The sequence below is a fragment of the Kosakonia oryziphila genome (assembly GCF_900094795.1).
Classification (GTDB): Bacteria; Pseudomonadota; Gammaproteobacteria; order Enterobacterales; family Enterobacteriaceae; genus Kosakonia; species Kosakonia oryziphila.
In genome coordinates, this window is record NZ_FMBC01000001.1 from 87,446 (window position 1) to 106,349 (window position 18,904).

17 protein-coding genes are annotated in these 18,904 nt (G+C 51.6%); 13 read left to right on the forward strand and 4 right to left on the reverse strand.

Annotation, left to right across the window (positions count from 1 at the left end):
- Positions 1–13: 13 nt before the first annotated feature.
- Positions 14–1,444: an alanine/glycine:cation symporter family protein gene (locus GA0061070_RS00480; RefSeq protein WP_090132719.1), complete on the reverse strand. Its 1,431-nt coding sequence runs from the start codon at positions 1,442–1,444 to the stop codon at positions 14–16.
- Between the two features lie 296 nt (positions 1,445–1,740).
- Between GA0061070_RS00480 and tal the strand changes: the two genes are divergently transcribed.
- The 3 genes from tal to GA0061070_RS00495 all read left to right on the forward strand — a co-directional run bounded on the left by tal (position 1,741) and on the right by GA0061070_RS00495 (position 4,823).
- Positions 1,741–2,694: a transaldolase gene (tal, locus tag GA0061070_RS00485; protein WP_090132721.1), complete on the forward strand. Its 954-nt coding sequence runs from the start codon at positions 1,741–1,743 to the stop codon at positions 2,692–2,694.
- Positions 2,695–2,801: 107 nt separating this feature from the next.
- Positions 2,802–3,389, forward strand: a complete 588-nt coding sequence (gene mog / locus GA0061070_RS00490; protein ID WP_007373070.1) for a molybdopterin adenylyltransferase — start codon at positions 2,802–2,804, stop codon at positions 3,387–3,389.
- A 126-nt stretch (positions 3,390–3,515) separates the two neighbouring features.
- A complete protein-coding gene (locus tag GA0061070_RS00495) occupies positions 3,516–4,823 on the forward strand; it encodes an MFS transporter (RefSeq protein WP_090132723.1) in 1,308 nt (435 codons plus the stop codon).
- Positions 4,824–5,008: 185 nt separating this feature from the next.
- On the opposite strand, the gene satP is transcribed toward GA0061070_RS00495, so the two are convergent.
- Positions 5,009–5,575, reverse strand: a complete 567-nt coding sequence (gene satP, locus GA0061070_RS00500; RefSeq protein WP_090132983.1) for an acetate uptake transporter — start codon at positions 5,573–5,575, stop codon at positions 5,009–5,011.
- Between the two features lie 24 nt (positions 5,576–5,599).
- Here satP and GA0061070_RS25410 point away from each other — a divergent pair, with 24 nt between their 5' ends.
- The 3 genes from GA0061070_RS25410 (at position 5,600) to GA0061070_RS00510 (ending at position 6,997) form a co-directional block, all read left to right on the forward strand.
- Entirely contained in the window at positions 5,600–5,881 is a 282-nt protein-coding gene (locus tag GA0061070_RS25410; RefSeq protein WP_244153018.1) for a recombinase family protein, read from the forward strand.
- A gap of 14 nt (positions 5,882–5,895) precedes the next feature.
- Positions 5,896–6,180, forward strand: a complete 285-nt coding sequence (locus GA0061070_RS25415; RefSeq protein ID WP_244153019.1) for a hypothetical protein — start codon at positions 5,896–5,898, stop codon at positions 6,178–6,180.
- Between the two features lie 502 nt (positions 6,181–6,682).
- Positions 6,683–6,997: a hypothetical protein gene (locus tag GA0061070_RS00510; protein WP_090132725.1), complete on the forward strand. Its 315-nt coding sequence runs from the start codon at positions 6,683–6,685 to the stop codon at positions 6,995–6,997.
- Here the strand turns inward: GA0061070_RS00510 and GA0061070_RS00515 are convergent.
- Complete coding sequence (locus GA0061070_RS00515) at positions 6,994–7,788, reverse strand: DUF4225 domain-containing protein (RefSeq protein WP_090132726.1); 795 nt, start codon at positions 7,786–7,788, stop codon at positions 6,994–6,996. The genes GA0061070_RS00510 and GA0061070_RS00515 overlap by 4 nt on opposite strands.
- Before the next feature lie 635 nt (positions 7,789–8,423).
- Between GA0061070_RS00515 and dnaK the strand changes: the two genes are divergently transcribed.
- From dnaK to nhaR, 4 genes are all read left to right on the forward strand, one after another.
- Positions 8,424–10,337: a molecular chaperone DnaK gene (gene dnaK, locus GA0061070_RS00520; protein ID WP_090132728.1), complete on the forward strand. Its 1,914-nt coding sequence runs from the start codon at positions 8,424–8,426 to the stop codon at positions 10,335–10,337.
- 85 nt (positions 10,338–10,422) lie between these two features.
- Complete coding sequence (gene dnaJ / locus GA0061070_RS00525) at positions 10,423–11,568, forward strand: molecular chaperone DnaJ (protein WP_090132731.1); 1,146 nt, start codon at positions 10,423–10,425, stop codon at positions 11,566–11,568.
- Positions 11,569–11,734: 166 nt separating this feature from the next.
- Entirely contained in the window at positions 11,735–12,898 is a 1,164-nt protein-coding gene (gene nhaA / locus GA0061070_RS00530; protein ID WP_090132733.1) for a Na+/H+ antiporter NhaA, read from the forward strand.
- A 21-nt stretch (positions 12,899–12,919) separates the two neighbouring features.
- Positions 12,920–13,819: a transcriptional activator NhaR gene (gene nhaR, locus GA0061070_RS00535; RefSeq protein WP_090132735.1), complete on the forward strand. Its 900-nt coding sequence runs from the start codon at positions 12,920–12,922 to the stop codon at positions 13,817–13,819.
- 48 nt (positions 13,820–13,867) lie between these two features.
- Here nhaR and rpsT read toward each other — a convergent pair whose 3' ends face one another.
- Positions 13,868–14,131, reverse strand: a complete 264-nt coding sequence (gene rpsT / locus GA0061070_RS00540; protein ID WP_044182016.1) for a 30S ribosomal protein S20 — start codon at positions 14,129–14,131, stop codon at positions 13,868–13,870.
- 327 nt (positions 14,132–14,458) lie between these two features.
- Here rpsT and ribF point away from each other — a divergent pair, with 327 nt between their 5' ends.
- Genes ribF through lspA form a run of 3 tightly spaced genes read left to right on the forward strand, consistent with a single transcriptional unit; the run spans position 14,459 to position 18,804 of the window.
- Positions 14,459–15,400 (forward strand): bifunctional riboflavin kinase/FAD synthetase, encoded by a 942-nt coding sequence (ribF, locus tag GA0061070_RS00550; protein WP_090132736.1) that lies wholly within the window; start codon positions 14,459–14,461, stop codon positions 15,398–15,400.
- A gap of 45 nt (positions 15,401–15,445) precedes the next feature.
- Positions 15,446–18,304 carry an isoleucine--tRNA ligase gene (gene ileS / locus GA0061070_RS00555; RefSeq protein ID WP_090132737.1) on the forward strand — a complete coding sequence of 953 codons (2,859 nt, stop codon included), beginning with the start codon at positions 15,446–15,448 and terminating at the stop codon, positions 18,302–18,304.
- Positions 18,304–18,804: a signal peptidase II gene (lspA, locus tag GA0061070_RS00560; protein WP_090132738.1), complete on the forward strand. Its 501-nt coding sequence runs from the start codon at positions 18,304–18,306 to the stop codon at positions 18,802–18,804. The genes ileS and lspA overlap by 1 nt, the downstream gene beginning before the upstream one ends.
- The last annotated feature ends 100 nt before the right edge of the window (positions 18,805–18,904 follow it).

Sequence of the window (18,904 nt, forward strand, 5' to 3'; positions counted from 1 at the left end):
GTTGCGATTAGCGCTATGAGCGGGGAATGTCATCCCAACTGCCTGGCGCCAGTTGACGCTTTATTTCCGGATAACGCTGCGGGTCGAAGAGCGGCATGACTCCCAGTTTGCGCTGGCGCAGATAGTCACGAGCCAGCAATCTGACCACCGGTGAAAGCAGCAAAATGGCGGTCAGGTTGATCATCGCCATCAGCGCCATCACAACATCGGCAATGTGCCAGATAAGCGGTACGCTGAATATGGGGCCTGCCACTACCATCGATAAAATACCGATGCGCAGCAGCCAGAGGTTTCGATTACTGTGGCAGCGTAAAAAGATCAGATTATTTTCCGCATAAATATAATTCGTGACGATCGAAGTAAATGCGAAGAACAGGACGATACAGGCGACAAATCCCGCGCCCCAGCCACCGATCAATGAGGTCATGGCTTGCTGCAATTGTTGGATGCCACCAAATGCATCGCTTAGTGGAATCGTACTCGGCAGCAACAATACCAGCGCGCTGGCGGTGCAAACCAGGAAGGTATCCACCAGCACGCCGATCATTTGCACAATTCCCTGTGCTACCGGGTGCGGCGGCCATGAGGCGGCCATAGCGGCGGCGTTAGGCGAGGATCCCAGCCCGGCTTCGTTGGCAAATATACTGCGCTGAAAACCGCTGGTCATTGCCTGACTCAGGGTGTATGCCATCGTGCCTGTCGCCGCTTCCTGCCAGCCGAAAGCGCTTTTAATGATGGTAGTAAAAATCCCTGGCAGTAAGTTGGCATGCCAAAGACTAAGGCTCAAACCGACCAGAATCCAGGCAAGCCCTACCACTGGCACCAACCACTGCATCAGCCGGGCGGTAGGTTTTAATCCCCTAACGATGAAAAAGAGAATGCAGAGCGCCAGTGCCATGCCGCTGGCGATTCCCGGCACGCCCCACGCAAAGTGCATGGCCCGTGCGACGGCGCTGGACTGAATAGTATTAAACACCAGACCATACGTGAGCAGCGGGAACACTGAGAAAAGCACGCCCATCCAGCGCATACCTAAACCGCGCGCCATGTACCATGCCGGGCCGCCGCGAAACTGATTTTCTGTATCACGCTCTTTATAGAGCTGTGCCAGTGAGCATTCTGCAAAGCTGATTACCATACCGATGAGCGCGGCGATCCACATCCAGAAAACAGCGCCTGGCCCGCCGGAGGTTAAAGCAAAAGCCACGCCCGCCAGGTTGCCGCTGCCCAGCCGTGTTGCCAGGCTCAGACAGAGTGCCTGGTAAGCGGTGATCGCGTTGGGTTGTGGTGAGCGGCTACTTTTAAGGCTTTTGCCAAAGTCACGCAGAAAACGAAAGGGGACAAACTGACTGCGTACAGCAAACCAGATACCTGCCGCTGCCAGCAAGTACACCATGAATGAACCCCAAAGTATTTCACTGATAAATGAGAAAAATTCTGGCATTAACATTCCTCTTGTTGATGCCGGGTTATGACCTGTGACGAGGCTGCTGGTGGGAGCACATCACTTCGCAGGCAATTAATTAGCAGAGTTTACCATACTATTGACACAGCATTGTCTGCGGTTGCGCTGGCAGGGCGTCGTGTTATCATCAGGGCAGACCGGTTACATCCCCCTAACAAGTATACTCGTCATACTTCACGTTCAGGTGCGCTGGCCGCGTTTGTGCTCCAGGAGTGCAAATGTGTCGTGGGCCAAACATGAATTATTCAGGGTATCGTTTAAAGAGAAACATTATCATGACGGATAAATTGACCTCCCTGCGTCAGTACACAACAGTCGTGGCTGATACCGGAGATATTGCGGCAATGAAACTGTACCAGCCGCAGGATGCAACAACGAACCCTTCTCTGATCCTTGGCGCCGCCCAAATCCCGGAATACCGTAAGCTGATCGATGATGCCGTAACATGGGCTCGTGCTCAGAGCAGCAATCACGCGCAGCAGGTTGTTGACGCGACAGATCGCCTGGCGGTGAACATTGGTCTGGAAATCCTCAAACTGATCCCTGGCCGTATCTCTACTGAGGTTGATGCTCGTCTCTCTTACGACACCGAAGCCTCTATCGCCAAAGCGAAACGCCTGATCAAGATGTATAACGATGCTGGTATCAGCAACGATCGTATCCTGATCAAACTGGCCTCTACCTGGCAGGGTATTCGCGCGGCCGAACAACTGGAGAAAGAGGGCATCAACTGTAACCTGACTCTGCTGTTCTCCTTCGCGCAGGCGCGTGCATGTGCCGAAGCGGGCGTATTCCTGATCTCCCCGTTTGTAGGTCGTATCCTCGACTGGTACAAAGCCAACACCGACAAGAAAGAGTACGCGCCGGCAGAAGATCCAGGTGTGGTTTCCGTAACCGAAATTTACCAGTACTACAAACAGCACGGTTATGAAACCGTGGTGATGGGCGCCAGCTTCCGTAATACGGGTGAGATCACCGAACTGGCTGGCTGCGACCGTCTGACTATCGCCCCGGCGTTGCTGAAAGAGCTGTCTGAAAGTGCTGGCACCATCGAGCGCAAACTGGCGTATACCGGTGAAGTGAAAGCTCGTCCGGAACGTATCACCGAAGCGGAGTTCCTGTGGCAGCATAACCAGGATCCGATGGCGGTGGATAAACTGGCTGATGGTATCCGTAAGTTTGCCGTTGACCAGGAAAAACTGGAAAAAATGATCGGCGATCTGCTGTAATCCTCAGGCGTGGCCGGTTTTCCGGTCACGCTTCTTCTCTCCCTACTGTCTGCCTTTCCCCTCAGCGTGTATCATTTCGTTAAATAGTTTTTTTGAACGGAATGAATATGGACACACTACGCATTGGTTTAGTTTCGGTTTCCGATCGCGCATCCAGCGGTATTTACCAGGACAAAGGTATTCCTGCGCTCGAGGAGTGGCTGGCGAGCGCGCTGACAACCCCGTTTCAGATAGAGACCCGATTGATCCCGGACGAGCAAAGCATCATTGAACAAACACTGTGCGAGCTGGTGGATGAGATGAGTTGCCACCTGGTACTAACGACTGGAGGCACTGGGCCTGCGCGGCGTGACGTAACGCCGGACGCGACGCTGGCTGTAGCCGATCGCGAAATGCCGGGGTTTGGTGAACAGATGCGGCAAATAAGCCTCAATTTTGTACCGACGGCGATCCTCTCCCGCCAGGTTGGTGTCATCCGCAAACAAGCATTGATCCTGAATTTGCCCGGCCAGCCTAAATCGATCAAAGAGACGCTGGAAGGTCTGAAAAGCGCTGACGGCGAAGTGAAAGTGCCCGGTATTTTTGCCAGTGTTCCGTATTGTGTACAGTTGCTTGACGGGCCTTATGTTGAAACCAATCCGCAAGTCGTAGCATCTTTCCGGCCAAAAAATGCAAGACGTGAAACATTATCCTAAAAGTTAGCCTTTTCTGAAATAAAGACGGCGAACCATGGCGTGTTGATTCATTTACGGTATAGTAATTTTTAATTTACACACTTCGTAATAGTTAAATCAGCACTCTCTATTTACAAATGGTTCGCTATGTCAAATGCCACTCGTCCTCTGAACAAACAGGATTATAAAACGCTGACGCTTGCTGCCCTCGGTGGTGCGCTGGAGTTTTACGATTTCATCATTTTCGTCTTCTTCGCCGCCGTGGTTGGCGAGCTTTTCTTCCCGGCCGATATTCCGGAATGGCTGCGTCAGGTGCAAACCTTTGGCATTTTTGCCGCCGGTTATCTGGCGCGTCCGCTTGGTGGCATTGTCATGGCGCACTTCGGCGATCTAGTCGGACGCAAGAAGATGTTTACCCTGAGCATTCTGCTGATGGCGTTGCCGACGCTGGCGATTGGCTTGCTGCCAACGTATGCCTCAACAGGCATTATGGCGCCGCTGTTGCTGCTCTTGATGCGCGTTTTACAGGGGGCGGCTATCGGTGGTGAAGTGCCAGGCGCGTGGGTGTTTGTGGCGGAACATGTTCCGGCGCGTCGTATCGGTATTGCTTGTGGTACGTTGACCGCGGGACTGACCGTAGGGATTTTGCTCGGTTCGGTGGTAGCGACGCTGGTTAATACCAGCATGACGCAGCAGGCTATTCATGATGGCGGCTGGCGTATTCCGTTTCTGCTGGGCGGCGCATTTGGCCTGGTGGCGATGTATCTGCGCCGTTGGTTACAAGAAACACCGATTTTTCTTGAGATGCAGCAACGTAAAGCGCTGGCGCAGGAATTACCTGTTAAATCGGTCGTGCTGAAACATAAAAAAGCAGTGGTGATTTCCATGCTGCTGACCTGGCTGCTTTCCGCCGGGATTGTGGTGGTCATTCTGATGTCGCCGGTATGGCTGCAAAAACAGTATGGTTTTGCTCCGGCCCTGACGTTGCAGGCCAACAGCATCGCGACCATTATGCTGTGCTTCGGTTGTCTGGCCGCCGGGCTGTTGGTCGATAAATTTGGCGCCAGTCGCACCTTTATTATTGGCAGCGTGCTGCTTGCCTGTGCCAGTTGGTTTTTCTACCACCTGGTGGGAACACACCCTGAGCAGCTTTTTGTCCTCTATGGCCTCGTGGGGCTGTGCGTTGGTGTGGTCGGCGCGGTTCCTTACGTAATGGTGCGGGCGTTTCCGGCGGAGGTTCGCTTCACGGGAATTTCATTCTCGTATAACGTCTCATACGCTATTTTCGGTGGCCTGACGCCGATTGCGGTGACTATGCTAATGGGCGTTTCGCCGATGGCGCCTGCCTGGTATGTGCTGGCGCTGTCGCTTATCGGTTTAGCGCTGGGGATCTGGCTGCGCCAGGATCTCCATCACCAGGATAGCGTAGCAGAGCAGCCGGTAGAGCAAGCATAAACATTATGGAACCACAGGCTCCGTTTTCAGTTTGAGTGGGCCGGGGATAATTAACAGCGAAAAGTTCTGCTTTTATGCAGCAGGTTAATAAAAGACTGTAACGACTGAGGGCAGGAAAATATCAGAAATAGGGATAGAGAAGAAATGCGAAGCCGGGCTTCGCATTTTAGCAGTCAGCGCAGAAATTAATGCTTTTCACCAATTGGCAGAACGGTACGTTCAAACTGTTCGTTCAGCACTTCGCCCATCGCCAGGTAGATGGCGCTCGCGCCGCAAACCAGACCGATCCAACCCGCGACATGTACGATGCTTTCGTTATCAACCAGATGACCTACTGCCAGCAGGGCAAACAGTACGGTCAGGCTCAGAAAAACAAACTGCAGCGCACGCGCGCCTTTTAGCGTGCCGAAGAACATAAATAGGGTGAAGACGCCCCAAATCCCCAGATAAATGCCAAGGAAGTGGCCGTTTGTCGCATCTGCAAGGCCCATCTTCGGGAACAACAGAATCGCCACCAGTGTTAACCAGAAAGAACCGTAAGAGGTGAATGCAGTCAAACCAAAGGTGTTGCCCTTTTTATATTCAAGCAGGCCCGCGAGAATTTGTGCGATACCGCCATAGAAGATGCCCATCGCCAGAATAATGCCATCCATTGGGAATAAACCAATATTGTGCAGGTTAAGCAGAATAGTGGTCATGCCGAAACCCATTAAGCCCAGCGGAGCCGGATTAGCCAACTTAGTGCTGCCCAAGTTCGAAAAGATGATACCCTCAGAATGTTTATTATTTTCTGTGTTAGCCATGAAAAACTTTATTCCTATATACGTTGGTCTACTGACAAACAGACAGGGAACACATCCCTGGTGCGTCAGACTGAAAAAGCGAAACAATACGCTGCAATTCATGGTTTGGAGTACGTCCAGATCCTTGATGCGGGCGTCTCTGCGTTTCGCGGCAAGAATACCACACGAGGTGAATTTTATGGATTCATTAACGCTGTGAAAGCTGGGGTATTCCATCTGATTCGTGGCTGTATGTTGAGAACCTCGACCGCTTAACCAGACAGGATGTCATGACGGCCCTGAATCTGTTCACAAGCTTGTTAAAATTGGGTTTAACAATCGTTACTGGCATGGATGGGAAAACCTATACAGAGGAGAGTGTTAGTAACAACGTTCACGATTTAATGATGTCATTGTTCTTGTTCAGCCGGGAAAATGAAGAGTCACTGACTAAGCAGAAACGTGCCTTTGAAACCACATTGAAACTGATTGGGCGACATAAATCGGGCAACCTACGAACGCAGGCTCAACTCCTTTCTGGATTGATGCAACAGGGCCAAATACTGAGGCGATAAAGCCCGCATCCAATCCACTTTAAAGCCGCGAAAGAGGCTGCCAGATTGTTGCTCTCGGGTTGGGGTAACTATCGGGTAGCGAATTACCTCAACGAAAATAGCGATATTTACCCGCCGTAGCCGGGTAAAAAGACACAAAACGAAAAGAAAGAAGTTCGTTGGACTGTACCGAATATCAAAAAAATGCGGTTAAATCGGGCGCTGATGGGGGAAAGGTCTTAACATTGAACAATGTTACTCATCATCTGGAGAACTCTTTTCCCCCCGGAATGCACGCCTGCTGAGTTTGCGAGGCTTCAGGATGTCGCCAGCAACAACAAAATGCCACAAGGCGATCTGAAAAAAGTGAGTACGCTAATTTCTGGCCTTAATGATAGTGACTTTTTCGGGAAACAATAGTCCGTTTCAGAATCGAAGAAGCAGCTTCGGCTGGAATACGTTAACGTTCATTAGTATGATCCCCCCACTTTGGAAGTGCATTTTTTTGAACAAAGGAGGGAGGATGGGCATTACAGAAGACTCTTTGCTGCATTCGGGATTTACTCACAAAGAAATACGAATTTTAAAAAATAACATCAAGAGTTTTGGTGGGGATCTTGATGAGGTAGTCCACGATCTAGCAAAAAGATTTAATGTGCTGATTGTTATATTGTTTTTTTTCTTGCTGTCAGTGGTCTTTTTGGCTATTTATTCCAGTGTCGGCAAGCTAATATCAGGAAGTATCGGCTTGTTAATAACTTCAATTATCTTAATCTTTATACAACCGCCAGTGATTTCATATAAATCTTGGCGGTTTTGTAGAGAAAACAAGGGTTAATCTGTACTGATAAGATCGAAAATAACCTTAGCTTTGATTCCGTAACCCACGATTTTCATAGTTAGCTTTGGTTTACTCATTGCTGTAACCTTTCGATAGTAATCTTTTGGAATATAACGAAAAAGTCTCCAGGTTTCTGCTTTCCTTGACAAGCCAAAAATAGTGTAAATACTTGCACTCAGGGAAATCGCTTTGTAAGCTGCAAGTCCAGCTTCAGGTTTGAAGCCCATAAAACTGGCAGTTTCCATTACACCATCAGCAAAGATACCTTCCGACTTTGATTGTTGACCATTAAGCAGTTTATCAACTTCTTTTGTTATGCCATTTGCACCATCAACAACAAGCATTGCTCCTGCCAATACTCCTATTGGCGTTCCCGTCGAAATCATTATTGCCCCACCAATAGCCGTCATCCCTGATATAACAATATTTACAGCCGAAATCACATACCCGACTATCTTGTTATTTTCCCTGACAAACTCGACCTTTGCATAAAGTTGTGCGGCTCTGGTTCTTAACAGGCGATCCTGTTCTTGCAGATTATCCGTTTCGGCACGCAGATTTTTAATGCATGCAATGCATTCTTCGTCTGTTTTGGCTCGCCGTGCTGCCGCGAACTCCTTTTCTACGACCTGCTTTATCTCCTCAACGAACTTGATCCGTGTCAGGCCGTCATGCAGATGGAATGCTGACAGCAGATTTGCTGTTTCGACGAGTTTCCGGGCTTCCAGATTCACCATGGTATCTGACCATGTTCTGTTCCAGCCCCTGTTGAGCAGCGGGATATCCATAAAGACTTCTTTCCCAAATGTGTCTGGTCATTTTACGTGCAATATGGTCATGGGCAACATGAAATGCTTTCTCAGAGTCTGATTTTAGCGGAACGAACACATGGGCAAACTCTGGGATCCCACACGGTAATTTCCCTATTTGTCATCGTCGATGTGTCAAAGCTCTTGCTATACGGGCAGTGTTTAGACCGGGGGGCTGTCTCTGTGGATGATGTGTTAAATACTGGTGGAATGTAACGGCACAATGCATTCTCTCATAAGTTATTTATCACAAAGGATACTTTACCAATAGGTTGTGATAAGCAATATTGTTTGTCTAAATAAAAATGGGCTTGCCCATAATTCCTCAAAATAAATCAATACGAAAAGGAATAAATGAAGCCCCCGCACCCTGTTGAACTGGCGGGGTGCGGCATCATAATTAGCGGTAATAGGCCTGTCTATGATCTGAACAGGTGTAAATTAAAAATTTTTTTATCGTTTGCCCCTTGATGAGCCGCTTAGCGACCCCATCTTGTAGTCAACCGCAGTGTGTGGGCCTGAAAAAAAAGATACAGGGTGGTTGAAACAGCACGTTTCGCCCTTATTACAGGTTCACAACCACATGATGACGAATTTTTAGTGGAGACGTTTAGATGGGTAAAATTATTGGTATCGACCTTGGGACAACCAACTCTTGTGTAGCCATTATGGATGGCAATCAGGCTCGTGTGCTGGAGAATGCTGAAGGCGATCGCACCACTCCTTCTATCATTGCTTACACACAGGATGGTGAAACTCTGGTAGGTCAGCCGGCTAAACGTCAGGCCGTGACGAACCCGCAAAACACCCTGTTTGCGATCAAACGCCTGATCGGCCGTCGCTTCCAGGATGAAGAAGTCCAGCGTGACGAAGCTATCATGCCGTACAAAATCATTGCTGCTGATAACGGCGATGCATGGCTTGATGTAAAAGGCACCAAAATGGCACCGCCGCAGATCTCTGCCGAAGTGCTGAAAAAAATGAAGAAAACGGCTGAAGATTACCTGGGTGAGCCGGTAACTGAAGCGGTTATCACTGTACCTGCTTACTTTAACGATGCTCAGCGTCAGGCAACCAAAGATGCTGGCCGTATCGCAGGTCTTGAAGTGAAACGTATCATTAACGAACCGACAGCGGCAGCGCTGGCCTACGGTCTGGATAAAGAAACCGGTAACCGCACTATTGCGGTTTACGACCTGGGTGGCGGTACGTTTGATATCTCTATCATCGAAATCGATGAAGTTGACGGCGAAAAAACCTTCGAAGTACTGGCTACCAATGGTGATACCCACCTGGGTGGTGAAGACTTTGACAGCCGCCTGATCAACTACCTGGTGGAAGAGTTCAAGAAAGAGCAGGGTATCGATCTGCGTAATGATCCGCTGGCGATGCAGCGTCTGAAAGAAGCGGCAGAAAAAGCGAAAATCGAACTCTCTTCCGCACAGCAGACCGACGTGAACCTGCCGTACATTACCGCAGATGCGACCGGTCCGAAACACATGAACATTAAAGTGACTCGCGCGAAACTGGAAAGCCTGGTGGAAGATCTGGTTAACCGTTCTATCGAGCCGCTGAAAGTTGCACTACAGGATGCTGGCCTGTCCGTATCCGACATCAACGACGTGATCCTGGTCGGCGGCCAGACTCGTATGCCGATGGTGCAGAAAAAAGTGGCTGAGTTCTTCGGTAAAGAGCCGCGTAAAGACGTTAACCCGGATGAAGCCGTTGCTATCGGTGCTGCGGTTCAGGGCGGTGTTCTGACTGGTGAAGTTAAAGACGTTCTGCTGCTGGACGTTACCCCGCTGTCGCTGGGTATCGAAACCATGGGCGGCGTGATGACTGCGCTGATCAACAAAAACACCACCATCCCGACCAAGCACAGCCAGGTATTCTCTACTGCGGAAGATAACCAGTCCGCTGTAACCATCCATGTGCTGCAGGGTGAACGTAAACGTGCGTCCGATAACAAATCTCTGGGTCAGTTCAACCTGGATGGTATCAATCCGGCGCCGCGCGGTATGCCGCAAATCGAAGTCACCTTTGATATCGATGCTGACGGTATCCTGCACGTTTCCGCGAAAGACAAAAACAGCGGTAAAGAGCAGAAGATCACCATCAAGGCTTCTTCTGGTCTGAATGAAGAAGAAATCGCGAAAATGGTTCGTGAAGCAGAAGCGAATGCGGAATCTGACCGTAAGTTCGAAGAACTGGTGCAAACCCGTAACCAGGGCGACCATCTGCTGCACAGCACGCGTAAGCAGGTTCAGGAAGCAGGCGATAAACTGCCGGCAGAAGACAAAACGGCTATCGAGTCTGCGCTGAGCGAGCTGGAAGTTGCGCTGAAAGGCGAAGACAAAGCTGAAATCGAAGCGAAAATGCAGGCACTGGCACAGGTTTCCCAGAAACTGCTGGAAATCGCACAACAGCAGCACGCACAGCAGCAAGCGGGCGCTGATACTTCCGCGAACAACGCGAAAGATGATGATGTTGTCGACGCCGAGTTCGAAGAAGTCAAAGACAAAAAATAATCGCCCTGATGCAGGGTAGATAACCAGCACGGGCGTCGGAGTTTTCTCCACGCCCGTGCTCGTATGTTAAGGGGCAGATAAACCGATGGCGAAGCAAGATTATTACGAGATTTTAGGCGTTCCGAAAACAGCGGAAGAGCGTGAAATCAAAAAGGCGTACAAACGCCTGGCCATGAAATATCACCCGGATCGTAACCAGGGCGATAAAGAGGCCGAAGCCAAATTTAAAGAGATAAAAGAAGCCTACGAAGTCCTGACTGATGCCCAGAAACGTGCGGCTTATGATCAGTATGGTCATGCAGCATTTGAGCAGGGCGGAATGGGCGGCGGTGGATTCGGCGGCGGCGGCTTTGGCGGTGGCGCTGACTTCAGTGACATTTTCGGTGATGTGTTCGGCGATATCTTCGGCGGTGGTCGTGGTCGCCAGCGCGCGGCACGTGGCGCTGACCTGCGCTATAACATGGATCTGACGCTGGAAGAAGCGGTACGCGGCGTGACCAAAGAGATCCGCATTCCAACGCTGGAAGAGTGCGACGTTTGCCATGGCAGTGGCGCTAAACCCGGCACTCAGCCGCAAACCTGCCCGACCTGTCACGGTTCCGGCCAGGTGCAGATGCGCCAGGGGTTCTTCGCCGTACAGCAGACCTGTCCGCACTGTCAGGGCCGCGGTACGCTGATTAAAGATCCGTGCAACAAATGTCACGGTCATGGCCGCGTGGAGAAATCTAAAACCCTGTCCGTAAAAATCCCGGCAGGCGTGGATACCGGCGATCGCATCCGCCTGAGCGGCGAAGGCGAAGCGGGTGAGCATGGTGCACCGGCAGGCGATCTGTACGTTCAGGTGCAGGTGAAACAGCACCCTATCTTTGAGCGTGAAGGCAATAACTTGTACTGCGAAGTGCCGATCAACTTTGCCATGGCGGCGCTGGGCGGTGAAATCGAAGTACCGACGCTGGATGGTCGTGTGAAGCTGAAAGTACCCAGCGAAACCCAGACCGGCAAACTGTTCCGCATGCGCAGCAAGGGCGTGAAATCCGTCCGTGGCGGCGCGCAGGGCGATCTGTTGTGCCGAGTCGTTGTTGAGACACCGGTTGGTCTGAACGAAAAGCAGAAGCAACTACTGAAAGATCTGCAGGACAGCTTTGGCGGGCCGACGGGCGAGCACAACAGCCCGCGCTCCAAGAGCTTCTTCGACGGCGTGAAAAAATTTTTCGACGATTTGACGCGCTAAGTCTTCCGCATCGCGTATATCAGGCCCGGCTTTATGCCGGGCTTTTTTTATCGTTTTTGGCACTATTCGGAAAAAGAGAATATAAACCCAATTATAATCTGTTTTTATCGAGGATTCGCGGGGGGTAAGATAGCCCGCACAACGGAAGAGTGAACGAGAGAATAACATGAAGCTTTTACAGCGTTTCTTTAGCAGCGATGCCGCTGGGGGCATCGTACTTATCATTGCGGCAGCGCTCGCAATGCTGTGTGCCAATCTTGGAGTCACGCAGGATCTTTACCACAATTTCCTGTCGACGCCCGTCGAATTCAAGTTCGGTTCACTGGAAATCAATAAAAACATGCTGCTATGGATCAACGATGCGTTGATGGCCGTATTTTTCCTGATGATTGGCCTGGAAGTGAAATATGAACTGGTACAGGGCGCACTTGCCAGCCGCCATCAGGCCGTATTTCCAGTGATTGCTGCCCTTGGTGGTATGGTTGCGCCAGCGCTGATCTTCCTGCTGTTCAATTTCCATAATCCACTGGCGCGACACGGTTGGGCTATTCCAACCGCGACGGATATTGCCTTTGCTCTCGGTGTCCTTGCTTTGCTGGGCAATCGCGTGCCTGTGGTGCTAAAAGTGTTCCTGATGGCGCTGGCGATCATTGACGATCTGGGTGCGATTATCATTATTGCCTTGTTCTACACCAGCGGTCTCTCAACCACTGCGCTGGGGGTGGCGGCGGCATCCATTACCGTACTGGCGATACTGAATGCCTGTAATGTTCGGCGCATCGGCATTTATATGCTGGTTGGGATAGTGTTGTGGACGGCAGTGCTAAAATCCGGTGTCCACGCGACGCTCGCTGGAGTGGTTGTCGGTTTCTTTGTTCCGCTGCGTGAGCAGAACGGTGTTTCTCCGGCTCGCCAACTGGTTGATGCGATTCATCCGTGGGTTGCATGGCTGATTCTGCCATTATTTGCTTTTGCGAATGCTGGCGTATCGCTGAGCGGGATGTCTATATCCGGGCTGGGCGATGTGCTGCCGTTAGGCATTATTGCCGGGCTGGTTCTTGGTAAGCCGCTGGGTATCACAATCTTCTGCTGGCTGGCGTTACGTTTAAAGCTGGCGAAGTTACCGCAGGGCGCTGCATTTAAACAGATTATGTCGGTAGGCGTGTTGTGCGGCATTGGCTTTACTATGTCGATTTTTATCGCCTCGCTGGCCTTTGGCGATGCCCATGAGGAGATGATTGCCTGGAGTAAATTGGGGATCCTCACCGGCTCGATTATCTCGGCAGTGGCGGGATATTGCTTGCTGCGTACTCGTATCGTTCGCGCTTAGCGACAGAAGTTAGTAGAGGCTATGTCGTATATCAATTACAACCACTTGTATTACTTCTGGCACGTCTACCGTGAAGGCTCCGTCGTTGGTGCGGCGGAGTCGCTCTTTCTCACTCCGCAGACCATCACCGGGCAAATAAAATCCCTCGAGGAGCAACTACAAGGCAAGCTCTTCAAACGTAAGGGCCGGGGGCTGGAACCGACAGAACTGGGCGAACTGGTATTTCGTTACGCGGATAAAATGTTCACGCTCAGTCAGGAGATGCTCGACATTATCAACTATCGCAAAGAGTCCAGCCTGTTATTTGATGTCGGCGTGGCGGATGCGCTCTCCAAGCGGCTGGTCAGTAATATCCTCAGCGTGGCGGTAAGTGAGGGCGAGCCGATCCATTTGCGCTGTTTTGAATCGACGCATGAACTCCTGCTGGAGCAGCTAAGCCAGCATAAGCTCGACATGATTATCTCTGACTGCCCAATCGATTCCACGCAGCAAGAGGGGCTTTTTTCGGTGAAAATTGGCGAATGCAGCGTCAGTTTCTGGAGCAGTAATCCACTGCCGCAAACGCCTTTTCCGTTTTGTCTGCAGGAGCGGCGCTTATTGATTCCAGGGCGACGTTCAATGCTTGGGCGCAAGCTGTTGAACTGGTTTAATGCGCAAGATTTGCAGGTGGAGATTCTCGGGGAGTTTGATGATGCCGCGCTGATGAAGGCGTTTGGTGCCGTGCACAATGCTATTTTTGTTGCCCCGACGCGCTATGCTCACGATCTTTTTGCCGATGAAAGCATGACTGAAATTGGCCGGGTGGATAATGTGATGGAGGAGTATCATGCAATTTTTGCTGAGAGGATGATTCAGCATCCTGCCGTGCAGCGCATTTGCAATCAGGATTACTCGGCGCTTTTCGGCCTGCCGCAAAAATAAAAAACCCGCCGAAGCGGGTTTTTTTCACAAAGCCAGGAAACGCAGCGATTAAGCCAGTTTGTTGATCTGCGCGGTCAGGTTAGCCTTATGACGCGCTGCTTTGTTTTTGTGGATCAGACCTTTAGCGGCCTGACGATCCACGATCGGTTGCATGTCGTTAAATGCTTTCTGCGCAGCCGCTTTGTCGCCAGCTTCAATTGCTGCGTATACTTTCTTGATGAAAGTACGCATCATTGAGCGACGGCTTGCGTTGTGCTTGCGGGCCTTCTCAGACTGAACGGCACGCTTCTTAGCTGATTTGATATTAGCCAAGGTCCAACTCCCAAATATGATCTTTATGGACAATTCAAAGGCCGGGGAATATGCCCTTTTCGCCTTCTTTTGTCAATGGATTTGTGCAAATAAGCGCCGTTAAGATACAACGCTCGTTACGTAGTGATGGCGCAAGATTCTAACAGCTTGCTTGTCACGAATACAGCTTTTCCACCAGAAAAATCGCTTGCGATACCAGATTTTCATGCCAGCGGCGGGCAGCCTGATGAAATCCTTCTCCTTATCTGCTGTGTGAAGGCAATCGTCGGTTAACGTTGCCCGTTGTACAAGGTATAATCCGACGATTTTCACTGTTTTGAGCCAGACATGAAGCTGATACGCGGCATACATAACCTCAGCCAGGCCCCCCACGGGTGTGTGCTGACGATTGGTAATTTCGATGGCGTGCATCGTGGCCATCAGGCGCTTTTACAAGGGCTTGGCGCGGAAGGCCGGGCGCGTAGTTTGCCGGTGGTGGTGATGATTTTTGAACCGCAACCGCTGGAATTGTTCGCCGGGCAGAAAGCCCCTGCACGCCTTACCAGACTGCGTGAAAAGCTGCGCTGGTTGGCAGGTTGCGGCGTGGATTACGTGCTGTGTGTTCGTTTTGACCGCCGTTTTGCGGCGCTCACCGCACAAACCTTTGTCAGCGAACTGCTGGTTGACCGTCTTGGTGTGAAATTTCTCGCAGTGGGGGACGATTTCCGTTTTGGCGCTGGTCGTCAGGGGGATTTCTTGTTATTACAGAAGGCCGGTCAGAAATATGGCTTTGACGTCACCAGTACGCAAACTTTCTTTGATGGCAATGTTCGTGTGAGCAGTACGGCGGTGCGTCAGGCATTGGCTGACGACAATCTTGAGCTGGCTGAACAATTGCTTGGCCATCCGTTTAGCATCTCCGGGCGCGTCGTGCACGGTGATGAACTGGGGCGCACCATTGGTTTCCCGACGGCAAATTTACCGCTGCGCCGTCAGGTCTCTCCGGTAAAAGGGGTATATGCGGTGGAAGTGGCTGGACTGGGCGATACGCTTTACCCGGGCGTTGCCAATATCGGCACCCGCCCGACGGTTGCAGGTGTGCGCCAGCAGCTGGAAGTGCATCTGTTGGATGTTGTAATGGACCTCTACGGGCGCCATATAGATGTAGTGTTGCGTAAAAAATTACGCAATGAACAGCGATTTGCCTCGCTCGATGAGCTGAAAGCGCAAATCGCCCGCGATGAGGTAGCGGCCCGCGAGTTTTTTGGGCTATCTAAACCGGCTTCTTAAGGCCTGGTGGTATTAATCAAACCGAAATACGGAACCGAGAATCTGATGAGTGACTATAAATCTACCCTGAATTTGCCTGAAACAGGGTTCCCGATGCGCGGCGATCTCGCCAGGCGTGAGCCGGGAATGCTGGCGCGTTGGACTGATGATGACCTGTACGGCATCATCCGTGCAGCGAAAAAAGGCAAAAAAACCTTCATTCTGCATGATGGCCCTCCATATGCGAATGGCAGCATTCATATTGGTCACTCGGTTAACAAGATTCTGAAAGACATTATTGTGAAGTCCAAAGGGCTCGCAGGTTATGACTCTCCCTATGTCCCGGGCTGGGACTGCCACGGTTTGCCTATTGAGCTGAAAGTGGAGCAGGAGTTCGGTAAGCCGGGTGAGAAATTCACCGCCGCGGAGTTTCGCGCCAAATGCCGTGAATATGCCGCAACGCAGGTTGATGGGCAGCGCAAAGACTTTATCCGTCTCGGTGTGTTGGGCGACTGGTCGCATCCGTATCTGACCATGGATTTTAAAACCGAAGCCAATATTATCCGAGCGCTGGGCAAAATCATCGGCAATGGTCACCTGCTTAAAGGTGCCAAGCCAGTGCACTGGTGTGTCGACTGCCGCTCCGCATTGGCGGAAGCAGAAGTGGAGTACTACGACAAAACGTCGCCGTCCATCGACGTGGCGTTCCACGCTGTTGACCAGGATGCAGTAAAAGCCAAATTTGGTGTTGCAACGGTTAACGGCCCGGTTTCTCTGGTTATCTGGACTACCACGCCGTGGACACTGCCCGCTAACCGCGCAATTTCTCTCGCGCCGGAATTTGAGTATGTGCTGGTGCAGATTGATGGTCAGGCACTGATCCTGGCGAAAGATCTGGTCGAGAGCGTGATGAAACGCATCGGTACCGCAGAATACAACGTGCTGGGTACAGTAAAAGGCGCAGAGCTGGAACTGATGCGCTTTAAACATCCGTTCCTGGATTTTGATGTCCCTGCGATCCTCGGCGATCACGTTACGCTGGAAGCCGGTACCGGTGCGGTTCATACCGCTGGCGGTCACGGCCCGGACGACTACACCATCAGCCTGAAATACGGTCTGGAAATCGCCAACCCGGTTGGTCCGGACGGCGCCTATCTGCCGGGTACTTACCCGACGCTGGATGGCGTAAATGTGTTCAAAGCCAACGACATCATCGTGGCGCTGCTGACGGAAAAAGGCGCGCTGCTGCACGTTGAAAAAATGCAGCACAGCTATCCGTGCTGCTGGCGTCATAAATCGCCGATTATCTTCCGTGCGACGCCGCAGTGGTTTGTCAGCATGGACCAGAAAGGTCTGCGTGCGCAGTCGCTGAGCGAAATCAAAGGCGTGCAGTGGATCCCGGACTGGGGCCAGGCGCGTATCGAATCGATGGTCGCCAACCGTCCTGACTGGTGTATCTCCCGCCAGCGTACCTGGGGCGTTCCAATGTCGCTGTTCGTGCACAAAGACACCGAAGAGCTGCATCCGCGCACGCTGGAGCTGATCGAAGCCGTTGCTAAACGCGTTGAAGCCGACGGTATTCAGGCATGGTGGGATCTCGACCCGCGCGACATCATGGGCGATGACGCTGACAACTATGTCAAAGTGCCTGATACGCTGGACGTCTGGTTCGATTCCGGTTCAACTCACGCTTCCGTGGTTGATGTGCGTCCGGAGTTTGCCGGTCACGCGGCGGATATGTATCTGGAAGGTTCGGATCAGCATCGCGGCTGGTTTATGTCCTCGCTGATGATCTCCACGGCGATGAAGGGCAAAGCGCCGTACCGTCAGGTGCTGACTCACGGTTTCACCGTGGATGGTCAGGGCCGCAAGATGTCTAAATCCATCGGCAACACCGTTTCCCCGCAGGATGTGATGAACAAACTGGGCGCGGATATCCTGCGCCTGTGGGTTGCTTCCACGGATTACACTGGTGAAATGGCGGTTTCTGACGAGATCCTGAAACGCGCAGCGGACAGCTATCGCCGTATCCGTAACACCGCGCGCTTCCTGCTGGCGAACCTTAACGGCTTCGATCCGGCGAAAGACATGGTGAAACCGGAAGAGATGGTGGTGCTGGATCGCTGGGCGGTGGGCTGTGCGAAAGCGGCTCAGGAAGATATTGTTCAGGCCTATGATTCCTATGATTTCCACGAAGTGGTGCAACGCCTGATGCGTTTCTGCTCCATCGAAATGGGGTCGTTCTACCTCGACATTATCAAAGACCGCCAATACACTGCGAAAGCGGACAGCGTGGCGCGTCGTAGCTGCCAGACCGCGCTGTACCACATTGCGGAAGCGCTGGTGCGCTGGATGGCGCCGATCATGTCCTTTACCGCCGATGAAATCTGGGGCTACCTGCCGGGCGCTCGCGAGAAGTATGTCTTTACCGGCGAGTGGTACGAAGGCCTGTTCGGCCTGGCGGAAAGCGAGCAGCTAAATGATGATTTTTGGAAAGATGTTCGCGGTATCAGGGCTCAGGTGAATAAAGCGATAGAAGATCAGAAAGCAAGTGGTCTTAAATCTGGTCTTGAGACAAAAGTTTTACTTCGTTTTTCACAAGAAACGGACACCATAACAAAACTTCGTGGGTTAGGTGAGGAAGCAAGATTTATTTTTCTGACATCAGGTTTTCAGATTGAAAATGAGCCAACGGATATGAACATCCTCTTTCCGGATGATGTAACAATTGTAAATGTACCCGGAGATGATGCCAGTGCAATTCAAACCATTGTACGGCCTTTGGTTAGCAAAGCCGACGGTGACAAATGCCCGCGCTGCTGGCATTACACCAATGATGTCGGCCAGGTGGCGGAACACGCAGACATCTGCGGACGCTGTGTGAGCAACGTCGCCGGTGACGGCGAAAAACGTAAGTTTGCCTGATGAGTAAGCCTCTCTGTTCTACAGGACTGCGCTGGCTGTGGCTGGTTGTGGTTGTGCTGATTATCGATCTGGGCAGTAAATACCTGATCCTCCAGAACTTTGCTCTGGGGGATACGGTGTCGCTGTTCCCATCGCTCAATCTGCACTATGCGCGTAACTATGGCGCGGCATTCAGTTTTATGGCAGACAGCGGCGGCTGGCAGCGCTGGTTCTTTGCCGGTATCGCTATCGGTATCTGCGTGGTGCTAACGGTGCTGATGTACCGTGGAAAAGCCACGCAAAAGCTGAATAACATCGCGTATGCGCTGATTATCGGCGGCGCGCTCGGTAATCTCTTCGACCGCTTATGGCATGGCTTCGTCGTCGATATGATCGATTTCTACGTCGGTGACTGGCATTTTGCTACCTTTAACCTTGCCGATAGCGCAATTTGTATTGGCGCGGCGCTGATTGTGCTGGAAGGCTTTTTGCCTAAACCTGCAGCGAAAGAGCAGGTATAAATGTAAATGCCGGGCGGCCTTTGCTTGCCCGGCCTACAGAATTTGTGGCTGCCCATAGGCCCGGTAAGCAAAGCGCCACCGGGCAAACAGGTGAGTCAAA

What these genes read in the sequence shown, in the direction of transcription:
- GA0061070_RS25410 (WP_244153018.1), top strand. Translation starts at nt 5,600, where the DNA reads ATGTTTATTATTTTCTGTGTTAGCCATGAAAAACTTTATTCCTATATA.
- GA0061070_RS25415 (WP_244153019.1), top strand. Translation starts at nt 5,896, where the DNA reads ATGACGGCCCTGAATCTGTTCACAAGCTTGTTAAAATTGGGTTTAACA.
- GA0061070_RS00515 (WP_090132726.1), bottom strand. Translation starts at nt 7,788, where the DNA reads ATGGATATCCCGCTGCTCAACAGGGGCTGGAACAGAACATGGTCAGAT.
- GA0061070_RS00495 (WP_090132723.1), top strand. Translation starts at nt 3,516, where the DNA reads ATGTCAAATGCCACTCGTCCTCTGAACAAACAGGATTATAAAACGCTG.
- nhaA (WP_090132733.1), top strand. Translation starts at nt 11,735, where the DNA reads ATGAAGCTTTTACAGCGTTTCTTTAGCAGCGATGCCGCTGGGGGCATC.
- ileS (WP_090132737.1), top strand. Translation starts at nt 15,446, where the DNA reads ATGAGTGACTATAAATCTACCCTGAATTTGCCTGAAACAGGGTTCCCG.
- dnaK (WP_090132728.1), top strand. Translation starts at nt 8,424, where the DNA reads ATGGGTAAAATTATTGGTATCGACCTTGGGACAACCAACTCTTGTGTA.
- nhaR (WP_090132735.1), top strand. Translation starts at nt 12,920, where the DNA reads ATGTCGTATATCAATTACAACCACTTGTATTACTTCTGGCACGTCTAC.
- GA0061070_RS00480 (WP_090132719.1), bottom strand. Translation starts at nt 1,444, where the DNA reads ATGCCAGAATTTTTCTCATTTATCAGTGAAATACTTTGGGGTTCATTC.
- lspA (WP_090132738.1), top strand. Translation starts at nt 18,304, where the DNA reads ATGAGTAAGCCTCTCTGTTCTACAGGACTGCGCTGGCTGTGGCTGGTT.
- tal (WP_090132721.1), top strand. Translation starts at nt 1,741, where the DNA reads ATGACGGATAAATTGACCTCCCTGCGTCAGTACACAACAGTCGTGGCT.
- GA0061070_RS00510 (WP_090132725.1), top strand. Translation starts at nt 6,683, where the DNA reads ATGGGCATTACAGAAGACTCTTTGCTGCATTCGGGATTTACTCACAAA.
- dnaJ (WP_090132731.1), top strand. Translation starts at nt 10,423, where the DNA reads ATGGCGAAGCAAGATTATTACGAGATTTTAGGCGTTCCGAAAACAGCG.
- ribF (WP_090132736.1), top strand. Translation starts at nt 14,459, where the DNA reads ATGAAGCTGATACGCGGCATACATAACCTCAGCCAGGCCCCCCACGGG.
- mog (WP_007373070.1), top strand. Translation starts at nt 2,802, where the DNA reads ATGGACACACTACGCATTGGTTTAGTTTCGGTTTCCGATCGCGCATCC.